The organism is Arthrobacter sp. D3-16, assembly GCF_054408515.1.
On sequence record NZ_CP096437.1, the window covers coordinates 198403 to 219739 of the forward strand.

At 59.3% G+C, this 21337-nt stretch carries 21 protein-coding genes; 7 read left to right on the top strand and 14 right to left on the bottom strand.

Annotation, left to right across the window (positions count from 1 at the left end):
• Nucleotides 1–33: 33 nt before the first annotated feature.
• Genes M1D32_RS00950 through M1D32_RS00960 form a run of 3 tightly spaced genes read right to left on the bottom strand, consistent with a single transcriptional unit; the run spans nucleotide 34 to nucleotide 2472 of the window.
• Nucleotides 34–1032 (bottom strand): ABC transporter ATP-binding protein, encoded by a 999-nt coding sequence (locus M1D32_RS00950; protein WP_458780508.1) that lies wholly within the window; start codon nucleotides 1030–1032, stop codon nucleotides 34–36.
• Nucleotides 1025–1678 carry an ABC transporter permease gene (locus M1D32_RS00955; protein WP_458780509.1) on the bottom strand — a complete coding sequence of 218 codons (654 nt, stop codon included), beginning with the start codon at nucleotides 1676–1678 and terminating at the stop codon, nucleotides 1025–1027. The genes M1D32_RS00950 and M1D32_RS00955 overlap by 8 nt, the downstream gene beginning before the upstream one ends.
• Nucleotides 1675–2472, bottom strand: coding sequence for an IclR family transcriptional regulator (locus tag M1D32_RS00960; protein WP_458780510.1), 798 nt, complete (start codon nucleotides 2470–2472; stop codon nucleotides 1675–1677). The genes M1D32_RS00955 and M1D32_RS00960 overlap by 4 nt, the downstream gene beginning before the upstream one ends.
• Nucleotides 2473–2540: 68 nt before the next feature.
• On the opposite strand from M1D32_RS00960, the gene M1D32_RS00965 reads away from it, so the two are divergent.
• Complete coding sequence (locus tag M1D32_RS00965) at nucleotides 2541–2798, top strand: hypothetical protein (RefSeq protein WP_458780511.1); 258 nt, start codon at nucleotides 2541–2543, stop codon at nucleotides 2796–2798.
• A gap of 832 nt (nucleotides 2799–3630) precedes the next feature.
• Here M1D32_RS00965 and M1D32_RS00970 read toward each other — a convergent pair.
• Both M1D32_RS00970 and M1D32_RS00975 read right to left on the bottom strand, forming a co-directional pair.
• The gene (locus tag M1D32_RS00970; RefSeq protein WP_458780512.1) at nucleotides 3631–4248 is read right to left on the bottom strand and encodes a class I SAM-dependent methyltransferase; all 618 of its coding nucleotides are present in this window, start codon (nucleotides 4246–4248) and stop codon (nucleotides 3631–3633) included.
• Between the two features lie 105 nt (nucleotides 4249–4353).
• Nucleotides 4354–4602: a hypothetical protein gene (locus M1D32_RS00975; RefSeq protein WP_458780513.1), complete on the bottom strand. Its 249-nt coding sequence runs from the start codon at nucleotides 4600–4602 to the stop codon at nucleotides 4354–4356.
• Nucleotides 4603–4616: 14 nt separating this feature from the next.
• On the opposite strand from M1D32_RS00975, the gene M1D32_RS00980 reads away from it, so the two are divergent.
• Entirely contained in the window at nucleotides 4617–4841 is a 225-nt protein-coding gene (locus M1D32_RS00980; RefSeq protein WP_458780514.1) for a hypothetical protein, read from the top strand.
• Nucleotides 4842–5042: 201 nt separating this feature from the next.
• On the opposite strand, the gene M1D32_RS00985 is transcribed toward M1D32_RS00980, so the two are convergent.
• The 9 genes from M1D32_RS00985 to M1D32_RS01025 form a co-directional block, all read right to left on the bottom strand.
• Nucleotides 5043–6323 carry an ABC transporter permease gene (locus M1D32_RS00985; protein WP_458780515.1) on the bottom strand — a complete coding sequence of 427 codons (1281 nt, stop codon included), beginning with the start codon at nucleotides 6321–6323 and terminating at the stop codon, nucleotides 5043–5045.
• Nucleotides 6320–7087 carry an ABC transporter ATP-binding protein gene (locus M1D32_RS00990; protein ID WP_458780516.1) on the bottom strand — a complete coding sequence of 256 codons (768 nt, stop codon included), beginning with the start codon at nucleotides 7085–7087 and terminating at the stop codon, nucleotides 6320–6322. The genes M1D32_RS00985 and M1D32_RS00990 overlap by 4 nt, the downstream gene beginning before the upstream one ends.
• A gap of 67 nt (nucleotides 7088–7154) precedes the next feature.
• Nucleotides 7155–7877, bottom strand: a complete 723-nt coding sequence (locus M1D32_RS00995) for a DUF2306 domain-containing protein (protein ID WP_458780517.1) — start codon at nucleotides 7875–7877, stop codon at nucleotides 7155–7157.
• The gene (locus M1D32_RS01000; protein ID WP_458780518.1) at nucleotides 7874–8227 is read right to left on the bottom strand and encodes a hypothetical protein; all 354 of its coding nucleotides are present in this window, start codon (nucleotides 8225–8227) and stop codon (nucleotides 7874–7876) included. The genes M1D32_RS00995 and M1D32_RS01000 overlap by 4 nt, the downstream gene beginning before the upstream one ends.
• A 698-nt stretch (nucleotides 8228–8925) precedes the next feature.
• The gene (locus M1D32_RS01005; RefSeq protein ID WP_458780519.1) at nucleotides 8926–9978 is read right to left on the bottom strand and encodes a glycerophosphodiester phosphodiesterase family protein; all 1053 of its coding nucleotides are present in this window, start codon (nucleotides 9976–9978) and stop codon (nucleotides 8926–8928) included.
• On the bottom strand, nucleotides 9975–10988 hold the full coding sequence (locus tag M1D32_RS01010) for a ribokinase (RefSeq protein ID WP_458780520.1): 1014 nt from the start codon (nucleotides 10986–10988) through the stop codon (nucleotides 9975–9977). The genes M1D32_RS01005 and M1D32_RS01010 overlap by 4 nt, the downstream gene beginning before the upstream one ends.
• The gene (locus M1D32_RS01015; protein WP_458780521.1) at nucleotides 10981–11997 is read right to left on the bottom strand and encodes a Gfo/Idh/MocA family protein; all 1017 of its coding nucleotides are present in this window, start codon (nucleotides 11995–11997) and stop codon (nucleotides 10981–10983) included. The genes M1D32_RS01010 and M1D32_RS01015 overlap by 8 nt, the downstream gene beginning before the upstream one ends.
• Complete coding sequence (locus tag M1D32_RS01020; protein WP_458780522.1) at nucleotides 11994–12647, bottom strand: zinc-dependent alcohol dehydrogenase; 654 nt, start codon at nucleotides 12645–12647, stop codon at nucleotides 11994–11996. Before M1D32_RS01020 ends, M1D32_RS01015 begins: the two co-directional genes overlap by 4 nt.
• Nucleotides 12648–13039: 392 nt before the next feature.
• The gene (locus M1D32_RS01025; RefSeq protein WP_458782252.1) at nucleotides 13040–15202 is read right to left on the bottom strand and encodes an alpha-galactosidase; all 2163 of its coding nucleotides are present in this window, start codon (nucleotides 15200–15202) and stop codon (nucleotides 13040–13042) included.
• A 146-nt stretch (nucleotides 15203–15348) separates the two neighbouring features.
• On the opposite strand from M1D32_RS01025, the gene M1D32_RS01030 reads away from it, so the two are divergent.
• The 5 genes from M1D32_RS01030 (at nucleotide 15349) to M1D32_RS01050 (ending at nucleotide 21314) form a co-directional block, all read left to right on the top strand.
• Nucleotides 15349–16572, top strand: coding sequence for an ROK family protein (locus tag M1D32_RS01030; protein WP_458780523.1), 1224 nt, complete (start codon nucleotides 15349–15351; stop codon nucleotides 16570–16572).
• A gap of 221 nt (nucleotides 16573–16793) precedes the next feature.
• Complete coding sequence (locus tag M1D32_RS01035) at nucleotides 16794–18068, top strand: ABC transporter substrate-binding protein (protein WP_458780524.1); 1275 nt, start codon at nucleotides 16794–16796, stop codon at nucleotides 18066–18068.
• 151 nt (nucleotides 18069–18219) lie between these two features.
• Nucleotides 18220–19110, top strand: coding sequence for a carbohydrate ABC transporter permease (locus tag M1D32_RS01040; protein WP_458780525.1), 891 nt, complete (start codon nucleotides 18220–18222; stop codon nucleotides 19108–19110).
• A complete protein-coding gene (locus M1D32_RS01045; protein ID WP_458780526.1) occupies nucleotides 19107–19961 on the top strand; it encodes a carbohydrate ABC transporter permease in 855 nt (284 codons plus the stop codon). Before M1D32_RS01040 ends, M1D32_RS01045 begins: the two co-directional genes overlap by 4 nt.
• Nucleotides 19962–20000: 39 nt before the next feature.
• Nucleotides 20001–21314, top strand: coding sequence for an ADP-ribosylglycohydrolase family protein (locus tag M1D32_RS01050; RefSeq protein ID WP_458780527.1), 1314 nt, complete (start codon nucleotides 20001–20003; stop codon nucleotides 21312–21314).
• The last annotated feature ends 23 nt before the right edge of the window (nucleotides 21315–21337 follow it).

Sequence of the window (21337 nt, forward strand, 5' to 3'; positions counted from 1 at the left end):
GTACTGTTGCCCTTAGCCGGGTCGCCGAGGCTGTCACTGGACTGCCCCTTGCTTCACCTGCGCCGTTGCCAGGAGCATGTCCTGCACCGTCAGAGTCTCTCCTCCGTTCACCTGCACCCGCTCTGCCCCATGCTCAAGCATCTTCTCCAGCACAGCGGCGACCGTATCAGTGGGTTGCACCGTCAGTTCGGCCGGGTGCAGGTCCGAGCTTGGCGGGACCTGCAGGTCACCGATGCGGAGCAGCGACAGCCGGCGCAGCGCAGCTCCTTCACCGATGAAGGAGCGGACGAAGTCATCAGCCGGGTTGGTAAGGATTTCCAGGGGAGTCGCGAACTGCGCCAGCCGGGAGCCTTCGGCGAAAATGGCGATGCGGTCCCCGAGCCGCAGTGCTTCGTCGATGTCGTGCGTGACGAAGACGATAGTTTTGCGGATGCGCTGCTGCAGTTGCAGGAATTCCCCCTGAAGGCGGTCGCGTGTAATTGGGTCGATAGCGCCGAAGGGTTCATCCATAAGCATGACCGGCGGGTCGGCAGCCAGGGCGCGTGCCACACCGACGCGTTGCTGCTGGCCTCCCGAGAGTTGCTTCGGGTAGCGGGACCGGTAGCTGTGGGGGTCCAGCCCCACCAGCTCCAGCAGTTCTTCCACACGGGCAGTAATCTTCTTTTTGTCCCAGCCGAGCATGGATGGAACCAGCCCGATGTTCTGTTCGATAGTCATGTGGGGCAGGAGCCCAACCTGCTGGATTACGTAGCCGATGTGGCGGCGCAACTCGTCAGGGTTGGCGTGTGTGACGTTCTGGCCATCGATCCAGATTTCTCCCCCCGATGGCTCAACAAGCCGATTGATCATTCGCAGTGTGGTCGTCTTTCCACAGCCGGAGGGTCCGACCAGGCAGATGAACTCGCCGCGCTTGATTTCCATGGAGAGTGGTGCAACCGACGGGGCGGGGGCACCTTCGTAGTGCTTGGAGACATCGATCAGCCGGATCATGGCATCCATAGAGCCGGTGGCGGAGAGCTGGGCGTTAGACATGTAGTTTTAGACCTCTCGGTGTTGAGATGCGGCCAAGAACGATGAAGAGAAGGTCAAGGATCGCTGCGACGGCCACGATCGCTACGACACCCGCGAGGGCTTCATTCAGGGCGTTGGCTCCGCCGATGCGCGACAAGCCCCTAAAAATGAGTTCGCCAAGACCAGGGCCGCGTACGGCCGCGCCGATGGCTGCGATGGCGACGACCATGATCGTCGCTACCCGGATGCCGTTCAAAATGACAGGCCAGGCCAGCGGGACGCGAATGCGCCAGAGGCGCTGCCAGGAGCCCATCCCCATGCCGCGGGCCGCGTCAATGACTCCCTCGTCTACGGTTTCGAAACCCGTTACTGCGTTGCGAAGAATCGGGAACACCGCGTAGACGGTCAGCGCCAGCACTGTGGGCACGACACCGAGCCCGAACAACGGAATCATGAGACCGAAAAGGGCAAAGGAAGGAATGGTCAAGATTGTTCCAGCCACAGAAAGCGCGACCTTGCGCACCTGAGGCAGAGTCTCCGTGGCGACGGCGATGATGAGGCTGAGCACCGTCGCGAGCACCACTGAAATCATGACCACTTCAATGTGTTGTATGAGCAGGAAAGTGATTCGCGCCTGGTTTTCGCCGACGTAGTCAAAGAAGTTCATAAAATCCTTCTAAGTTCGGTGTTGGGTCCGTTCTGGGCATTGTGATTGTCCTTGGATCGAGCGGGAGGAGAAGACAGGGAGCGACTGAGATACGTCGCCGCCTGGGCAACCTGGCGGCCCACGTGGGTCAGGTTGTCAGCGATACGGAATGAGGGAGCGGAAACATTGATAGCCGCGACGATTCGGCCGTGAACATCGCGGACAGGCGCCGCAGCCCCGGAAAGGCCATCTTCGAACTCGTCAACAACCACGGCGTAGCCCTGCAGGCGGGCCTTCTCCACCCGTGCCACGACTTCGTCGACGCTTGTGGGTGCCTGTGACCCCGGCCCCTTGCTGAAGGTCTTCTCAATCAGGGCGTGGATCTCGTCGGAAGTGTGATCAAACAACAGCGCCCGTCCCGATGAAGTGCACCAGATAGGCACGGCCCGGCCCACCCATACGTTTGCCTCGATGACCTGCTGGGGTCCCTCAGAAACAATGGTAAAAACGTCCTCGTTTCGCCGAATGCTCAGGTGGACCCTCTCGCCGAGCACGGTCGCAAGTTGTCGCATCACGGGCGGAGCCAGCAAAAGCAAGCGCTGATCCCCGGCCTGGGCAGCAACAGCGAAAAGCTTCCACCCGAGACGGTGCAGCCCCGTCGTGTCGCGCTCCACCAAGCCCAAGTCCACCAGCGGCTTCAACTGCCTGGAGACACTCGACTTGTCACGCCCCAGCGCTCGGGCAAGACCCGAAACCGTCAGCCCGAGGTCTCCATCTTGGCTGCTGCGGGATAAGGCCTCAAAGATTGCCAGCATCTTCGCGGGTCCTGTGTCTTGGCTCTCATTCACAAAAACAACTGTGGGCGAATGGTGCAAAAATCGCAATGAACCGTTGCAATTTTGACAACGCCCCTTCGATCACGCTCGTGAAGATCAACGCCGGCCCTGATTTAGCAGCGGGACTCCTGAGTGGTGCCGCATGGAACGTCGTGGTCAACGCGAACGCTGTACTTGCCGTAATCGCGTTGTATGACGAGGATTCCCTGCTGGCGTTCCAAAGCGACGGGTATGAGTCTGTTGACGGCACGGTTAAGCTTTTCGTCCCTGTTCTGGGGCTCCTCCACAGTGACGTCAATGGATAGAGGGAACGCCGGGCTCGCGAATATGTCGCCGCCCATCACCTCGGAGGCAGCGCTGCTTACCGGTAGATGCTGATTGTGGGACACAAGTCCTCCTTTACTAGGTCGACCGACATGTACGGTCGCAATTGACGTTGATGTGGTTTCCTGCCGGACTGCACGACCTGCATGCAGTCAGCTCGGGCAGACAGAGCGGTAGGCTCCAACCCCTGCATGTGAGGATTAGCCGTGGGGCTTGTCCAACAAGGAATTCAAGATCTGGCCGCGGGCCGTCAGATAGGCGTGTGGTTCAATCTGAAGCTCATGCCTCGTCGAGGCGAAGAGCCTAGTAATGGACGTCGCCGTGATCTTACTGACGTTGAAATTTGGGTGGCCGTTTTCCGGAGGTGGACGCCACTAGCGCCAGGACAGTGACCGAAAAGAGAGTTGTGGCAAGGAGCTTTCTAATTCGAAGATGCGCCCTCGGTGCCGCAAGCTCTAGCAGGACGGGAACACAGTCAGCTCGTTGAATCCTGCGATCTGCATCCGTGCAACGTCCAGCGTTCTTTTCAGTCACATTTTCTGCTTATTTGATCTGCCATGAGGACTCCGGATAATTCGGTGGCTGGGAAGAAGCGTGCCGCGAGTAATAGTGGGGCGGTGTCACGGCCTGTACCTAAGCAAGCTGCCTGGCTGTCTCGCAAGCAATCGATCCCCGCACATGGGTTCGAGCCGGCTCTCGGCAGTTAGCAGAGCGGTCAGCAGCGACTCCGCCTTTTTGGAGTTCATCGCATGGCGTTGTATGCAGACATCGCCATGCCCATGTATACGCGGCATCACCCAAAATTTGCCTTGATCAAGCGCCTGGAAGTCGAGCCAGCACGACGCAGTCCAGTGCCGGGCGAAGCCCCTCGCGCACCGGGCGGGACCGTGTTTCTGCCGTCAAGACGTCCATGCCAGCAGCACGTAGCCATCTGGCTACTTGATACGGCGTCTGTAGAACTTGAGGATCCTGCGGGCCACCGGATCCGTTCTCGGGATTGGCGGCATCATGATTCACGAGCAGGAAGGTCCCGCTTCGTGCGACTGAACGTGCGGCGGCTGTTACTACAGACCGCATCTGGGCTTCCTGCAGCTGTAGATAAGCGATCAAAACAAGATCAAAACTCCGGGCATCGGGTTCGAGTTTAGATGCGTCCGCCACTAGCCACTCGATTCGGCCGGCAACTCCTTCAGCCTCGGCATGCCGTTGCCCCGTCTCCAGCCCCTTTGCCGAGAAGTCCACTGCCCGGACCTGCCATCCGCGCCCAGCCAACCAGATGGCATGGCGTCCTTCTCCGGCACCGAGGTCGAGGGCACGGCCCGGTGCTAGTCCGTCGAGTTCGGCGGCAATCCATGTATTCGGATTGGCACCCCACACCCGGGCAGAGTCGCTGTAGCGGCGGTCCCAACCCGCGGAGTCCACTGTATTCACCCTTTGGCTGCCTTTCTGTTTGCGGCTATGACGTTTGAAAAATCTTGGTAACCAACGCGAACCCGAACTGCTTCCAGAGTGTCGCCTTGGACCTCAGTAGGCTATTTAGCGGGAGAGGATGCGTCTGCGGGCATTGTGGAGGTGGGGCATGATCCCATAAATCACGATGGGGACTGCGATGGTGGCCAGTACCAGGGTACGAACGACGGGGTTGAGCGTTACGAGCCATTCGCCCAGGGCGAGGTTGATAACGGTCAGGGTCGGGAAGACGGCGAGCCAGATCATCAGCGCTAGCTGATGCTTGGTAGGGGGGCCTACTTTGACGGGTTGCCGTTCGTTTGTGTGAGTGCTCACAATGCTTCCTTTGTTTGCTGTGGATGGTGGTGAAATGGTTGGCGGACTCAGAAAGCCGCAGAAGCTTCGGTTTTGACCCAGATGGCGTGCTGGATGTCTTCCTCGACCCCGCCTGCGTTGATGTTGATGTTGATGTTGACGGCAGCGGAGGATCCTTCACCGGCGGGCAGTCCATTTGGGCGAAGGTGTTTGACTGGTCCCGGCGGCCCAAACGTTTAGCCGATTTTCTAACCCGTTAGTTCTTGATCGGCCAGCCGGCTGACGATAACGACGTCATATGTGTTCATACCTCAAGGTTCACCGTGCACTTTGAACCTGACAACAATCGTTGCTGTTTTCGGGAAAGTGGAGCAAAGAATTCAAACAATTCTTGAGGCCTTGGGGGTCCCTGAACCCACCTACTCTCGTAGCTTGACCCGAAGTCCAGGCTATTGGTGCTGTTATTCGTACCGCAGGGCGTCGATGGGGTTTTGCCGGGCGGCCCGCCGTGCGGGGAGAGTGCCGGCGAGGAACGCTATGAGCATGACCAGGAGGATGATCAGGGCCATAGGTACGGGCGCGAACCTGAGGACTTGGAGGCCTTCCAGGTCCGCGACGACAGTACCTGTGAGGTAGGTATTGGCAATGGAGCCTGTTCCGACTGCGGCCAGTGCGCCGATGAGGCTTCCGAGGAGTCCTATGAAGACTGCTTCGAGGCTGAATAGTGCATAGATGCGGCCTCCGCCCATGCCCATTGCCTTCATGAGGCCAATTTCCCGGGTGCGCTCTTGGACGCTCATGAACAGGGTGTTGATGATCCCGAAGCCGGCAGCGATGAGGGCGATGACGGCGAAGGCGTTGAGGATTCCGGTGATGCCGCTGATAACTGATTGGATGACGCCGATCTGGTCGGCCACTGTGAGCGCTACGAAGCCTTTGGTGGCGAGCTCGGTCTTGAGGGCATTGACTTGGTTTGTGTCGAGGTTCTGATCAAAATGTGCGGTGGCAAGGGCGGAGAGGTTTGCCATTTCGGCTGGTTTGCCGGTGTTCTGGATAGCGTCGATGGCATCTGCAAGAGCAGGGTTCAGTGCTGCGCCCGAGGCGAGGATGGTTTCGTTTTGGATACCTGCCACGGTCGCGGACACCTCATGAATCACGCCTGAGTAGTCAGCGACACCGATGATGACGGTTTTTCCTACGGCATCGTCGGCTCCGGTGAACCCCATGCTCTCGACGTAGTTGGTGACCAGGAGGATCTGGCGTTCGCTGCCGTCGGTTTGTAGCTGCTCTCCGGCCGCGAGCTGCGGGGTCGTCAGCGAGGCGTTAGCGTTTACACCCAGTTCAAATTTTCCGTGGTCCTCGTACTGGATGTAGCGGGGGGTGAGGTTTCGTGCCGCACTGACCTCGAGAATCCCGGGTATGGCTGCGATGGTTTCCAGGTCCTCGCCGGTCAGGGGGGCCGTGTCGGCCTGCATGGAGGCACCTGCGGCCCGTTCGGGGTCGTAGGGGGCAGGTCCAGTGTTTTCGGTGGGGGTCTGGGTGGCTTTCATGACGGACAGCACGTCCGGGGCACCGAACGCTCCGATTTGTGTGTCGATGTAGCTGGAGACGCCGGTGCCGATGGCGCTGGTGATGGTCAGGGTGAACGCACCGATGAAGACGGCGGTTACTGTCAGGATGGTCCTGGTCTTGCTGCGAAAGCTGTTGCCGGCCGCGGAGGTGATGATGTCGATGGTTTTCATGCTGGGGTTCCTGGGTTGTCCAAGGGGCGGACTTCGCGGCCGTCCCGGATGAATAATTGGCGGTCGCACCTGGCGGCGAGGTCGGGATCGTGGGTCACGATGACCAGAGTGATGCCGTGCTCCTGGTTGAGTGAGAAGAGGATGTCTTCAACGAGTTGTCCGGTTGCTGTGTCGAGGTTGCCGGTGGGTTCGTCGGCGAAAATCACTTTGGGCCGGTTTACGAGTGCACGGGCGATGACCACTCGTTGCTTTTGGCCTCCGGAAAGGTTGACTGCCTTGTTTCCGGCTTTGTCTTCCATCTCGAGTTGCCGGAGCACCTCAAGTCCCCGGGCCTTCCGCTCCCGGGCGCCCATGCCGGCAATTTTCAGGGGGAGCACGACGTTTTCAAGGACCGTAGCGTTGGGGGTGAGGAAGAACTGCTGGAATACGAACCCGAAGTCGGCGTTACGAAGCTTGTTCAGTTCGGGGGTGTTGAGTTGTGTGGCATCGGCTCCACCAACTTTCAGTGTTCCACTGTCGGGTTGATCGAGCAGGGCGAGCAGGTGCATCAGGGTCGACTTGCCTGACCCGCTTTTCCCGACGATGGCTATCGATTCCCCTGCATGAATGTCCATGCTGACGCCCGCGAGGGCGTCGAAGCGGGTGCTGCCGCGTCCGTAGGACTTGTGGAGGTCTTGGGCGGCGAGGATGGCTGTGTCGTTGTCCAAAATTTCGCGAGGCTGGGAGTTGGGGTGTCCGGGGACAGGGGTCGTGGTTGTTGGCATGGTGACAGTCCTGGGTATTCGATTCCGGGTAGGGGAGAGGGTCCGGTGCATGGTTGGGGCGATTTGGTCACAGGTGTGCCTGGTGCCGGGCCTCGTTCGTGTGGCGGCGGCGGATGGCGAGTTCGGCGACGGCGAGGTTGATGATCCAGGCAGTGCCCATCAGTACTGCCCGGGTGGTTACGTCCGGTGGTCCGGAGGAAAGTTCAGGGATCATGAGCAGGAGCGGCTGGGTTCCGGCTCCTACTGCGATGGCGTAAGCACGGGTCATCCACGCGCCGTGGCCGGTGAAGTTCCGGCGCTTGATGTCCAAGACCCCGAGGACGAGGAAGGCCAGCATTGCGGTGCCGAAAACGAGCCGCAGGATGTAAAGAATGACACCGTCGCTGGGTGGCAGTGCGTAGAAGAGGGTCATCCACAGCCCGGAGAGGGCGACGAGGACCCCGGCCGGAATCAGGATGCGGCCCATAAGCCGGTGCCAGCCCTTCTTGCCCTTTTTCGGCCGCCGAAGTGATGGGACGAACTGGAAGGCTCCGAGGAAGGCATAGACGGTCGCGCTGACGATATGGATCAGAACTGGCGCCGGAGAGCCGAAGAACCGTTCATTCCTAGGGGTGATGTCAGCGCCGCCGGTCAGCTCAGTGAGGCGGAAAGCTCCCCCGATGACCGGGATGAGGTTCAGGACCACCAAGCCGGCCGGTACCCACCACCGGTTAGGTACCTCCCGGGGGCCACGGGCGTAACTGCCGGCGAAGCCTTGGCTGACCGGGTCCGGGGTTTTGATGACATTCACAGGGTGGTCCTCACATTGATACTTGTGCCGCCGTTGGGGTGTTTTCGCACGGGTGCTAGCCGCTTTTGGTGGCCACGAAGGGACCGGAGCCCTTCAAGGGTTCTTGAGCGGTGCGGGTTGGTGATCGAGGTGGATGAGAGAAACCAGCGGCAGGCCCATGTCCAGGATTTTTGAAGCAGGCCGTGGAGCTGCGTCTGGTCGGTCATCTGCCCGCGGAGTATCGTCGTGCCGTCGTCGGCCTTTTCAAGCTGGTCGGCGCCGCACCAGGCAACCCACCGGGGCTCCAGATGCCCCTCGATCCGGATTTCGAACCACCCGTAACCGGGTTTGCCCAGTGTTGGCTCACTCATGGCAATTTTCCTCTCATCGCCTGTACTCCATGGGCTTCTGTCAGCGAGTACGGTTTTCTAACGTTCTGAGGGAACAGTACGAGGGAAACTAACTACTGGGCGTCATCAGATCTGGTGACTGACGTGATGAATCATTTGGTCGAAGAGTTACGAGCCCGTCAGATATCGATGTTCCAAACCTGTCGAGGGTAGCCTGCTTAGTTCATCGCCTGTACGCTTCGATGGCGCTTTGAAGATCGGCCAACTGGGCATGCGACATAGTCCACACTCTTCCGACTTGCGGATCCTTCTTGAAGGAGATCGTTACCTCGTCCCCCGAAAATATCTTGCCGTTGTTGTCCTCGACGGTGAACCACGTATCACTCATTTGGTTCTTCCCTTTGTTGTGGATCTTTCTGTCCTATTTCTTGAACTTGAAATTTCGACGGCGCAGCCGAAGTGAAAAGTCTTCGCGCCCCCGTAGCTTCCTTTGTTAAGGCTCGTGCTGGGGCAAAGCGGCGGGGCTCCACCCAGCATCTTCAGCCCTTGCTTCAGCTGGTGGTTTCCGCGGACCGAGAGCGGAGCCTTGCGAGGTCAGCCGCTGGAAAGTTGTTCCAACCCGCTTCCGTCCATAGATTCCCAGGGCCGGCGGCAGCGGACAAGCTATGTTGCTAAAACAGGAACGATCAGTGGAATCCCTGTAAAAGCGAGTGGAGGCTCTATACCCAGGTGTCCCGCAGGCTAAGCACGAGGTCGGGGTAGTCGGTGAAAATACCGTCCACGCCGGATTCTAATGTGCAGGCAAGTTCACTCCTCCAGTTGCCGAAAATGCCTTGCTGCGCGGCGCGGTGTCTAGGGGACAGGAAGGCGTTCTCGGGGCGGAGGGTCCAGCAAAAGACGCTAAGCCCGGCCGCATGGCTTGTCTCGACCAGCATCTTGCCTTCCCTAGGCTCATCGACGATGAGGCATTTTTCAACGCTGATTCCATGCAGCCATGGGGTTGGTTCCGTCGGGCCGCCGATGTCGGTTTGTCGGCGAACGAGAATTGACAGCCCTTTCGGTGTTAGCTCTTCGACGTAGGGTTTGGCGCTACTGCCATTTGTAGACACGAGGTCAAAGGCCGCGCCCTTCCGACGTGCAAGATATACCCGGCGCGCGAGAACCCCTAGATTTTGCAAGTTATGAAGACAAGTCTTCTCAAAGGATTCGACTGTAAGCCAGTCAGCGGAAGCAGGAAAGCCTGCAATATCAAGTTCGTTGAGGAAGAGTTCGTGTAGCGGAAGTCCAATGCTGGAGAAGTACGTTGGATGCTTAAACTCAACGATTAGTCTCAGCGGCTTGCCGGACGCAGATATTGCATGGCTGATGAAGGCAATTGCGTCCGCGAGTCGCATTATTGGGTATCTGTCGTTGAAAAGAGCGCTACCGGGCCGCAGCACGGGAAGACGCTCTCTGGACCGGAGAGTCGAGAGCTCTTTCCATGTGAAGTCTTCGGTAAACCAGCCGGTCACCTCCTCCCCATCGATGAGTTTGGTTGTTCGTCGGTCGCGGAACTCGGGACAGTCTGAGATGTTGGTCGTGCCTGAAATTTCGTTTTCGTGTCGTACTACCAGCACACCGTCACGGGTGGCGACCACGTCGGGTTCTATGGCGTCTGCCCCGAGCTTGAGAGCCAGTTCGTACCCGGCCAGGGTATGCTCGGGCCGGTAGCCCGACGCTCCCCGGTGAGCTATCACCAGCGGGAACGGACGAATTGCTGTAGGCGGGCTCATTCCGCAATCACCGCGGGGTGATCGCAAAACCTTCCGTCGACGTTCCCGGCGGCGACTGGCAAACCCATGGTTCGTTGGCGTCGCGGAATCTGCACCAATAGCCCGGCAGCGGCGCCGGCCAGTTCTGCCGCTTGGGTGAGGTCCTTGCCCAGTGCGAGTCCAGCTGCCAACGCACCTGCAAACTCATCGCCCGCGCCGGTGGTGTCGACGGCATCTACCTTGTCAGCCGTGATCTTCGTAACGCCCGTCGATGCGGTCGCTACATATGCGCCGCGGCTCCCGTCCGTCACGACGACGGAGCGAGTCATACGCGCGATAAGAGCTGTTAGCGCCTCTACGGAAGCAGTGGCTGCTTCGTAAGGGTCCTGGCCGTCCGTCATTCTCAGGATTTCCCGTGCTTCTTCTGCATTAAGAATGATCGGGTCGCAGCGACTAAGCACCGACAATGGCAGGGCCGTCACTGGGCTGGGGTTCAGCACGAAGGTCGCATTGTTGCGCTCAGCCCACTCCGATACCGCGACGACCACGTGGTGGGGGATCTCCAGCTGCGTTAGGACAACGTCCGGTTGCAGCGTCTCCAGGGCGTGAAGTACGCGGGCTGCATTTATTTGTTGATTCGCAAGAGGCACGACGACGATGCTGTTTTCGCCGTCGGGCGTCACCTCAATGAAGGCGCGTCCCGTGGGCTCAACGCTGCGCTCCACATGCTGAGTTTCCACACCTGCCAGCTCGAGTGACCGCAGGATGTACCCCCCAGCTTCATCTTCACCCACGCATCCCACGAAGGCGCTTATTGAACGTCGGGCAGCCGCGATGGCCTGGTTTGTGCCCTTACCTCCTGGCACTTCCTCCACCCGCTCGCCCATGACGGTCTCGCCGGGCATGGGTATGCGCTGCAGCGTTACTACGATGTCGAGATTGCCGGAGCCAACCACCGCCACGCGGCCCGTGTTGGTCGGTCGGGGCGTTTCTGGACCTGCGGTGCGGGCAACTGCGGAATAATCATTCATGGGGATACCGCAGCCCGATGGTGTGACGGATTGTGTCCATCGTTGCCATGATGTTGACGGACTCGGCCGGCGACATTAGATCACTTGAAGTTGCGCCGACGCCGATGAGCTCTTCAACCTCCGCCGCCTGATACTGCATTCCGCGGCCGCTCACCGGCTGATCGAAGACTTCGATGAGGGTATTTTCATTGTCGTATAGCGCTACTCTGGACGGCGCATACCAAGTGGATGCAATCTCAATGCGACCCTGAGTCCCCAAAATGGCTGCTGTGTTGGAGCCTGGCGTCTCGCTTGAGGAGTAGCTGGTGGAGATTCCACCGCTGACGTGATGAATTATTGTCGCTACGGAGCCGTCAACACCCGAAGCCTTGAACGTCGCGCGGGCTTGGATATTCTCGGCCGGGCCGAGTATGTCACTGGCGAACGAGATGGGGTAAATGCCTAGGTCCAAAAGGGCGCCGCCCGCCAGATGTGGGTTGTTGATTCGATGAGTTGGTGCAGTTGGCAGGCGTTGGGCATGCTCAGCATGTACTGACCTCACCTGGCCTAGTCGGCCGGACTCGATCAAAGTCCGAACGTGCCGCATATGCGGAAGAAACCGTGTCCACATCGCCTCCATCACAAGGAGCTCCTTGCGGCGCGCGAGGTCGGTAATCTCTTCGGCCTGCGACTCGGTCATAGCAAAGGTCTTTTCAACCAGAATGTGTTTGCCATTCTCTAGCGCGAGGGTTGCATTAGCCGCGTGGAAATTGTGCGGAGTGGCGATGTAAATGATGTCGATGTCAGGGTCAGCTGTCAGCTCTTCATAGGATCCGTAGGCATTAGCGATGCCGTAGGCTGCAGCGAATGCCTCCGCGGAAGCCAAAGACCGGGAGCCTACCGCGTGCACATGATGGCCATGAGCGAGCAGATCCTTCGTGAAGAGCCGCGCAACGCCTCCTGTTGCAAGGATCCCCCACTTGAACTGCCCTTCCGATTTTGGGGAAGGCGTTGGCGTCGTGGCCATCATTTGACTCCGTAGTCGAGTACGACCTGAAGCGCATCCGCCGGTGACGCGTCGAGCATCTCAAAAGCAGCCGCTGCTTCCTCCGCCGGGACTGTGTGTGTGATGAGCTCCGTGAGGTGGAGCTGCCCGTCACGTTCAAGCTCCAGAGCAGTGGTGGACATTCTGAGCTCATTCCATCGGTGCTGGAGCGCCGGGGCTACGCCGGAAATTTGAGACCCGATGATGGAGATGCGGTTGTGATGGAATTCCTCACCAAGGAGCAACGGCGTGGCTCCTCCCTGGAAGAACCCTCCCGCGACCACCCGCGAGCTGTAGGCGGCTGTCCGAACGGCTTCTTGCAGGGCGTGGTAGCTTCCACTCATTTCGATGACCACGTCGGCGCCGCGGTTGTTTGTTGCGGCGCGGACCTGTTCAGCAACGTTGTCAGCTGCGGGGTCGAGTACGCTTGTGGCTCCGAGACGCTGTGCAAGCTCGCGGCGGGCCGGAATGAGGTCAACAGAGATTACCCGTCCGCCGTTCAGTCGCGCGAGCTGGGCCACGATTTGTCCCGGGACGCCAGCGCCGAAGACGACGACCGTTTCACCGACGTGAATGTCCGCGTCGAGGATGGCGTTAAGTGCGATGGCGCCTATCTTGGCGAAAATTCCGGCCATGGGAGCGGAACCCTCTGGCAGGATACGCTGTTGGACCCACTCTTGCTTCCGCACAACTGACGAGCGGTGGCCCCAGGTCCCCCAGACTGTTTGTCCGAGCAAAGAGGGCTCGACTCCTTCTCCGATTTCCGAGACTCGTCCTACTTCTTCGTAGCCCCATGCGTCCAATGGGTAGGCATGGGTTGAATCACCGGGGACAAATAGCCGTTGAGCCGGGTCCCACTCTTTGTTCAGGTATGGGTTACTCCCGCGATATGCCGTCAGTTCGGTGCCTGCGGAAATTCCCGAGTATAGGGTCTCAAGGCGTACCTCTCCTGGCCCAAGCGGTTGTTCGTCGAAGTCAATGACTTCGGCCTTGCAGGGGGATGTGAAGCGAACGAGACGTCCCACGATCAGTTCCTTTCCTTGGTTATCCCGGCTCGATTCGCCGGCATGCTTGAGGCTTCATCCGTTTCACGAGGTTCAGCTACCAGGCGGAAGAGCAGAGCTTGTTCCGGGTACAACATCGGGCCTTGGAGGCCAGCTGTAGCGAGCGTCCGTCCTGTCACGGTCGTTGGCTCTGTCCACCAGCGTGGCGGTCCGCCGGCCGTTTTAACCAGCGCATCAGCGGACAACTGGATTGGTTCAATCCGATAGCTCAAGTCAGGGTTGAGACCGGGAATGCGCAACCTGCCTGGCTGGGCCGCGAGACTCGTGTGAAGCGCGACGAAGGCGAACAGGGCCCGGTTCTGTTCAGTGTTCACATACCCATGGGCCCAATAGGCCGGGTCAGGATAATCCCCGTGCACTGCCGTCCCGTTGTGAATAAGGGAGCGCTCGTCCTTGTACAACTGCACCCATGCAGCAAGTTCCGCCAGCTCGGCGGTTGATGCAGACCGCAGATCCCACTCGATGCCGAAGTGGCCAAACAGTGAAGTTGCGGCGCGGAAGGCGAGCGAGTGTGTGCGGTGAGTGGTGTGGGATGTGGGTGACCCAACATGTGATCCGACGAGTTCGGGCGGCAGGAGGAGCCCTGTCCACCGCTGGATTTGCTGCCGCTCCAAGGCATCAATGCAGTCACTTGCCCAGACACGGTCAGTGCGTTCGAGAACCTCAAGGTCAACGCGGCCTCCACCCGAGGCGCAAGACTCGATTTCCAACCCAGGGTGCCGTTGGCGCAACGCGTCCATGAGTGCGTAGGCCGCCTGTGTTTGAGCACGGACACGGGCGGCACCTGTGATGGCGTCCCCAGCTTCGACCAAGTCCCTGTTGTGGTCCCATTTAATGTACTCAATGTGATGCTCCGAGATGAGGGAGCTCATCGACTCCAGGACATAGTTGAAGGCTTCCGGTATCGCCAGATTAAGAACCTGTTGGTGCCGGCCGCGAATCGGCAGTCGATGGCCTGGGCCTAGGAGCCAATCGGGATGGGTGCGAGCAAGGTCGGAGTCCTCATTGACCATCTCCGGTTCAAACCACAGTCCAAACTCCATGCCCAAGCCTCGAACAACACTCACGAGCGGTGTTAGACCCTGAGGCCAGATGTCCGGGTCTACCCGCCAATCGCCGAGGCCGGCCCGATCGTTGCGACGGTGAAGGAACCAGCCGTCGTCCAGCACGAACCTCTCGACGCCAACCGCTGCGGCGGTTTCGGCCAGCTCGGTGAGCTCATGGAGATTCTGGTCAAAGTAGACAGCCTCCCAAGTATTGAGAACGACGGGGCGCGGCGAAGAGGGATGGGACGGTCTGTCACGAAGATGGCGGTGGAACGAAGACGAGATGGCGTCCAGCCCTTCGCCATAGGCGCCATAAATCCACGGCGTCGTGTAGGTCTCTTGGGGCGCCAAGACGACCTCACCGGGGAGCAAAAGCTCTCCGCCGCCCAAAATGCGGTTGCCCCTGAGACCCAGTTCGGCGAAAGTCGCATGGTTTCCGCTCCAAGCAGTGTGAACTGCCCACACCTCTCCGGTCTGGAACGTGAAGCCCGGCGTGCCGGCAATCAACAATATTGACGCATCCGAACCCGTCCGCCCGCGGCGACCCTCCCGAAGGTGGGTGCCAACCACGAAGGGATGCCGTTGCGGAGTCCTCTCCCGGAGGTGGCGCCCGGCGAAGTCCAGCAGCTCCTGCGCTTCTGCCGGCACTGGCAGAGAAAGGCGCATCCCGTCCACTGTGTACGCAGTGTCCTCTGCCGTATTGGTTAGGCTTGCAGATATGCGCAGCACTCCCGTTGACAAGAGCTGAAGCGTCGTGGTCAGCCGAAGTTCTGCCTCTTTGTCCTCTGCGGTAGCAACCAGGGTCTGTTCAGCGTTTGTCTCGCCGGTCACATCGCAGGCCACTGCAGTGAACCGGCTCGAAAAGACATGTCCACTGCGGTGGCCCTCCAGGCCCGGGCTCCCCACCCACCCTGCTGACTGCTCAGGAAGAAGTGAGGGCGGCGTGCTGTCCTGCGGCCCATCTGCGCCCCACTGCGAAACGGCCAGTGATTGAAAGTACGTCCTGTCGGCGGATCCTCCAGGCACTGATCGTCCCCAATGTAAAACACGCGGGATCCCGCTTGAGACGTCTATAACCACCGAAACTCCGGCGGAAGTCAGAACAACCGGCGACGCAACGTCAGCCTTAATCAGTGTATTTAGCAATGTATACCTCCTTGAGAGGTATATAATTTCAACGTGAAAGCAATTAAGTCAAGGGGTGGCAGTTCACGGTTGCGGCAGAAGTGCTCGCAAACCGGGAGGTCCTTGCCCAGGGAAGAGGAGAGCTTGTGGATGCCGATGTGAACAAGGTGCAAGGACTTGATCCGGAAGAGCTTTCCGTATCCTCGAAGGCTGTAGCGATCGATATTCTGGTCAATGGCGCCCGGTCCAGGACTCACCTCGCCAGCAAGATGGGCCTTTCTCCGGCCACACTCACCCGGCTGGTGAGACCCCTCGTGGAGTCCGGCGTCCTCGTCGAGTCCACTTCCGTTCGAACACCGGGGCGCGGCCGCTCGTCCTGGCTCCTCGATGTTGTGCCCGAGGACTACCGATTCATCGGCGTCAAGCTGACAACGGAGTCAATCTACGCCGTTGTCACAGACCTCCGCGCACACATTTTTGCCGAGGAAGTGGCAGCTCTGCCCTCGCTCCAGGTTCCGGATGCGGTCGCTCGGGTGACTGATGTAGTTAATCGGCTCAGTGCCCGGGCGGGCCGTCCCGTCAATGGATTAGGCGTAACAGTTGGCGGAAAGGTCCACGCAGGGGAGGTCGTCGCCGACTCTCCGTTCCTGCACTGGCGTGACGTACCGTTCCGGTCGCTCTTGGCCGAGAACCTCGATATCCCTGTTCACTTGGACAACGATGTTGTCGGGTTAACGAAAGCCCAACAATGGTTCGGGCACGGCAGGGGTCACACAAACTTCGCCCTCCTTACTATGGGGGCTGGCATTGGCTATGGCCTGGTCATCAACGGCACGATGATTCCAACAGAAATAAGCCCAGTCAGCCACTTCCCTGTAGACCCTTCGGGCCCCCTATGTCCCCTCGGCCACAGGGGATGCACAACCGCCTACCTCACCTCCGATGCCATCACATCGGCGGTTTCTATCGGGCACAACCGAAAAATTGAGTTCGACGAGGTGCTGGCCCTGGTGAAGCAGCAGGACCCTATTGCAGGTCGCGTCGTTCAGGATGCGGGTCGCGCTCTGGGCAGGACAATTACAGCTATAGCTACATTGACGGGAGTGGAACTCATCATCCTGTCTGGCGAGGGAGTGCACATCACAGAGGTGGCTGAAGCCGCAATTGCGGAGGGCCGCTGTGATTACGCAGTCGGCCGGGTACCTGGCTGTCGGGTTGTCACGCGCTCAATGGACTTCTTGGAATGGGCAAGAGGAGCAGCGGTTCTTGCAATCCAAAGTGAGTTCCCGCAAGCCAGCCAGATGCAGGACATTCCCTCCAACTGACTAGCGGAGCTTCTGCGGGGGAGCGCCCAGTACGGCGTCTCTTGGCGTTAGTTCTCCGACAACCTCTTGACTTTATTACTTTCACGGTGAAAACTAGTCGTGAGCGCCGATCAGGCTGCAGTTTTCTACTCACATGAGCGCCATCCAAAACGCTCCATCTGGCGGTTGCCAGCACAGTAGCAAACCCAAGAAATAACAGGCATCCAAAGACGAGGGACGCAATGACGCAATTTTCCAAGTTCGCCGCGACAGCCGCGGCAGCAACTCTTTTGCTCAGCCTGACCGCCTGCACGGGGTCAACTGCCGAATCCACCCAAGATACGAATACCGTCCGGTACCTCGTTGAGCAGCCGGAAGAGGCTGCCACTTTAGAGCTTCTCAAGGGGCAGATAGCCAAATTCGAAGCGGACAGCGGTATCACCGTAGAGCTTGAGGCCATGCCGCAGGAGAATATGCGGACAGTTCTGCAGACTCAGCTTCAGTCGGGTGAGGGGCCAGATGTCTTCAGCTGGGGCTCAGGGCCGGGTTACGCCGGGGCCCTCGCAGAGGCTGGACTTCTGTACGATCTGACGGATGCCTACAAGCAGAACGAATGGCCGGTTTACGACTTCGCGAAAGAACGCGTCACTTTCGACGGCAAAATTGTGGGCGTGCCCGGCGACATGGAAACGCTTGGGCTCTTTTACAACAAGGACATCTTCGCCGACTTGGGAATCCCCGAGCCGAAAAACCTGGCCGACGTCGAGGCAGCGGCTAAAAAAATTAACGATTCCGGGTCCGGCGTGCTGCCGATCGGGGTCAGTGACCAGGAAGGTTGGCAGGGCGGTCACCTGCTGAGCATGGCACTGTCCAGCCGGGTCGGTTCCGATGGCATGAATGCGCTCCTCAAAGGCGATCAGTCCTGGGCCTCGCCCGATGTTGTCGCGGCACTCAGTGTGTGGGAGGACTTCCATGCATCGGGCTTCATCCCGGAGTTCCCCACTTCGCTCAGCTACGACAGCGTCAATGCACTTTTCTACTCGGGCAAGGCAGCGATGCTTCCGACCGGCAGCTGGCTGGTGAGTGGCATCGAGGAAAACACTGACTTCGAGGTTGGATACATCCCATTCCCTGCCGAGGGCGGTTCAGGATCCTTTGCAGGCGGGTTGGGCTCAGGCCCATATATCTCCGCCACCAGCAAAAATCCGGAAGCGGCGATAAAATTCGTCGACTTCCTTGTCTCACCGGAACACGGGCGCTGGACTGTTGAAAACCTTGGGACCATTCCCTCATACCCGGTCGAGACCAACGGCCTGAACGTCTCGCCTCTCTTCGCTCAAGTGCTGGAAGACACGTCGAAGTTCTCAAGCGGAGAAAGTGACATTGGGCAGAGCATCGACGTCCTGGCCAGCGACGTATTCAATGAAGCCATGTGGAGCGGTATCCAGGGCATTCTCTCCGGACAGAAGACAGCAGAAGAAGTCGCTCAAGACTTGGAAGCGGCATTCCGGAAATGACAACCTTCTTTCTGGAGTCAGTCGCATGAGTAGCGCCACGGAAGCTCATCCGTTCACACCGGATGGTGGGAGGCCAGCGGGCTCGCTGGCCCTCGCTTCCGCCCCTAAGATCCAGGGGCGAAAGCGGCAGATGAGATTGGACACCCCTCGGGTGACTAGGCAAGCGCAGACCCGCCTGGGCATTCTCCTCATCGCTCCACTGATGCTGATGACCGTTGTGTTCTTCCTCTTTCCCTTGGCAAACGCGCTCTACTACGCTTTTGTGGACTTCAAGGGCGTCAACCCGAACCCTCCATTCATTGGGCTGGAGAACTTCGCAGAACTATTCAGTGATCCCAATGTTCCGCCGGCCCTTCTCAATAACGCCATCTGGATTGTCCTGGGCACCTTGGGGCCCCTTGTCATCGGTCTAACGCTCGCCCTGCTGATGTGGTCCGTCCAACGCGGAAGCCTCCTGTACAGGCTGGCCTTCTTCTTCCCTTACATTCTCCCGCAGGTCGCTGTCGGCGTTGTCTGGGGATGGATCTATGATCCTGTCCGGGGCTGGCTGAACCAGGGCCTTGAACTCATCGGATTGGGCGGGCTAAGGACCGGCTGGCTGGGCAACCCGGACACAGCCCTCTACGCCGTACTTGCAACAGCTGTATGGGCAACTTCGGGCTTCGTCTTCGTGATCCTTCTCTCCGCGCTCCGCAACGTCGACACGGAGTTGGTTGAGGCATCCAAACTCGATGGAGCCAACACTGTGCAACGGCTGTGGCACATCATCCTTCCGCAGATAATGCCCGTCTTTCTCATGGTCACCACGATCACCCTCGTCGGAGGTTTCGCCGTCTTCGACATCATTTTCGTCATGACCGGCGGCGGACCGGGAGGAGCTACGGAGGTGCTGGGAACTTACGCCTACAGCAGTGCCTTCCAGCTCAACCGGATCAGTTACGGGACGACCCTTGCCCTGGCAATCACCGTCCTGTCGATTCCCTTCGCGGTATGGCTCAACCGGATCCAACGGCGTCTTTCACAGCAAGGAACGGGTGCATGACCACCATTCGCAAAAACACGATGGCCCCCCGACGCCGGGCATTCCTTTCCGGAAAACACCTTTTACTCATCGTCCTATCGCTGCTGTCGCTATTCCCGGTGCTCCTCACGATCTCGACAGCGCTGAAAACGGATGAGGACGTACGCGTGAATCCGTTCGGTCTGTTTTCCTCGATGTCCTTTGAGAACATCGTGTCGGCATGGACCGTCGGGAACTTTGACGACTACGCACTCAACAGTTTCCTGCTCTCCGTACCGAGCACCATCCTCGTGGTCGTACTGTCGACCATGGGCGGATACACCTTTGCCCGGCTGCCCTTCCCCGGACGTTCAGTCGCCTTTTACCTTGTGGTCCTGGGACTGCTTGTGCCGTTCTTCACGTACATGATTCCCCTGTACTTCCAGCTCCGCAGCATGGGGATACTCGATACGCTCTTTGGAACCGTGCTGGTCCTCACGACCACCGGCCTGTCGTTCGGTACCTTCTTCATGCGGGCATTTTTCTCCGATCTGCCCACAGAACTCGAGCAGGCCGCACGCATTGACGGGGCCTCGGAGTGGCAGATCTTCAGCAAGATCATGGTCCCGCTTGTGACCTCCGGTGCCGGCGCACTCGCCGTCTTCACCTTCCTGCAGAACTGGAACAACTTCCTCGTCCCGTTGTTGTACCTGCCCGGGGGAGAATACCGGCCGCTCACGACTGGACTCTATCTGTTCCTTGGCGGCCGCTCCATCGACATCGGGCCCCTAGCCGCCGGCACCCTGATCACGATTCTGCCCGTCATCGTGCTCTTCCTCGTAATGCAGAAGCAAGTCACCCAAGGATTCCTTTCAGGCGCGGTCAAGGGCTAATAGTCGACCGCCGCCCTACCTCACCACCAGGAGAATGTTGTGCACGACGTACTTGATCCACGTGATCTCATCCCCGATGAGGCGGAGCAGCTTGCCATCAGCGGCTACCCTGCAAAAACAATTGAAACGGAGGCGCGTGTTGCCGCCAGTATTGGTGACCTGCCGAGGTTGATGGCCGCTGCGGCCCAGCTGGACAAGTTGACGCGTGCCTCTGACTGGGGATACGACGAGCCTGACGACGACGAGCACCTAATCGCGCTCATCACAGGGCTTCCAGTCATCAAGTTTGATGCGGCACAGTTGCCCGACCGCCTCCGCGGGGCCTGGCTGGGACGCACTGTTGGAAACACCTTGGGGAAGCCTGTCGAAGGCCTGAGCCGATCTCAGCTTGAAATCTACCTTCGGGCTTCCAACCAGTGGCCCCAAACCGGATACCTGCCCCTGCTCTCCCCGTTGCCTTCGGGCGTATCCGAGCTTCACCCGTCCGCCCCGGTTGCCACTGCCGGACGGTTTGAAGACGTCCCACGCGACGATGACATCGACTGGACAATCCTCGGCCTTTTCCTCCTTGAAAAGCATGGACGTGACCTCACCACCGACCAGATCGCCGCAGCATGGCTCGACCGCGTTCCCTTCACCCAGACCTACACCGCCGAGCGCGCCGCCTACCGTAACCTCATCCATGGGTTAACGGCCCCCGAAACGGCCACCGAGGACAACCCCTACCGGGAGTGGATCGGGGCTCTAATCCGCGGCGACGCCTTCGGCTACGCAAACCCCGGCAACCCAGGAGAAGCCGCCCGACTGGCTTTGATGGATGCCCGGCTCAGTCACACCGCAAACGGAATTTACGGCGAGATGTGGGCAGCTGCGCTCGTGTCCGCATCATTCGCCACAGACAAAGCGGAAATAGCCCTCCAGACTGCTCTCGACGTCGTGCCTGAACGTTCCCGGCTCGCAGAAGCCCTGCGAAGCGTGATCGATCTTTACAACAGCGGCGAAACGCACACTGCAGCCCTGGACTGGGTAGACTCCACCCTTGGCCACTACCCCTGGGTCCATACCATCAACAACGCAGCTCTCATCTCGATCGGCCTGTTATGGGGTGAGACCTTCATGAGTGCCGTCGGGATCGCAATCTCGGGCGGACGCGATACCGATTCAACCGCAGCAACGGTCGGCAGCGCATATGGGGCATTACACGGAAGCGCTTCCATTCCAGCCGAGTTGATCGGGACAACACACCACCGAGTCCGCAGCGCTGTCCGCGACTTCGACCGGATCACGATCGACGAACTGGTACACCGAACGCTGAAGGTAATTTCGCAATTGACGAAGGCTGACCAATTATAGGCGTGGCCGTTACTCCATTGCGT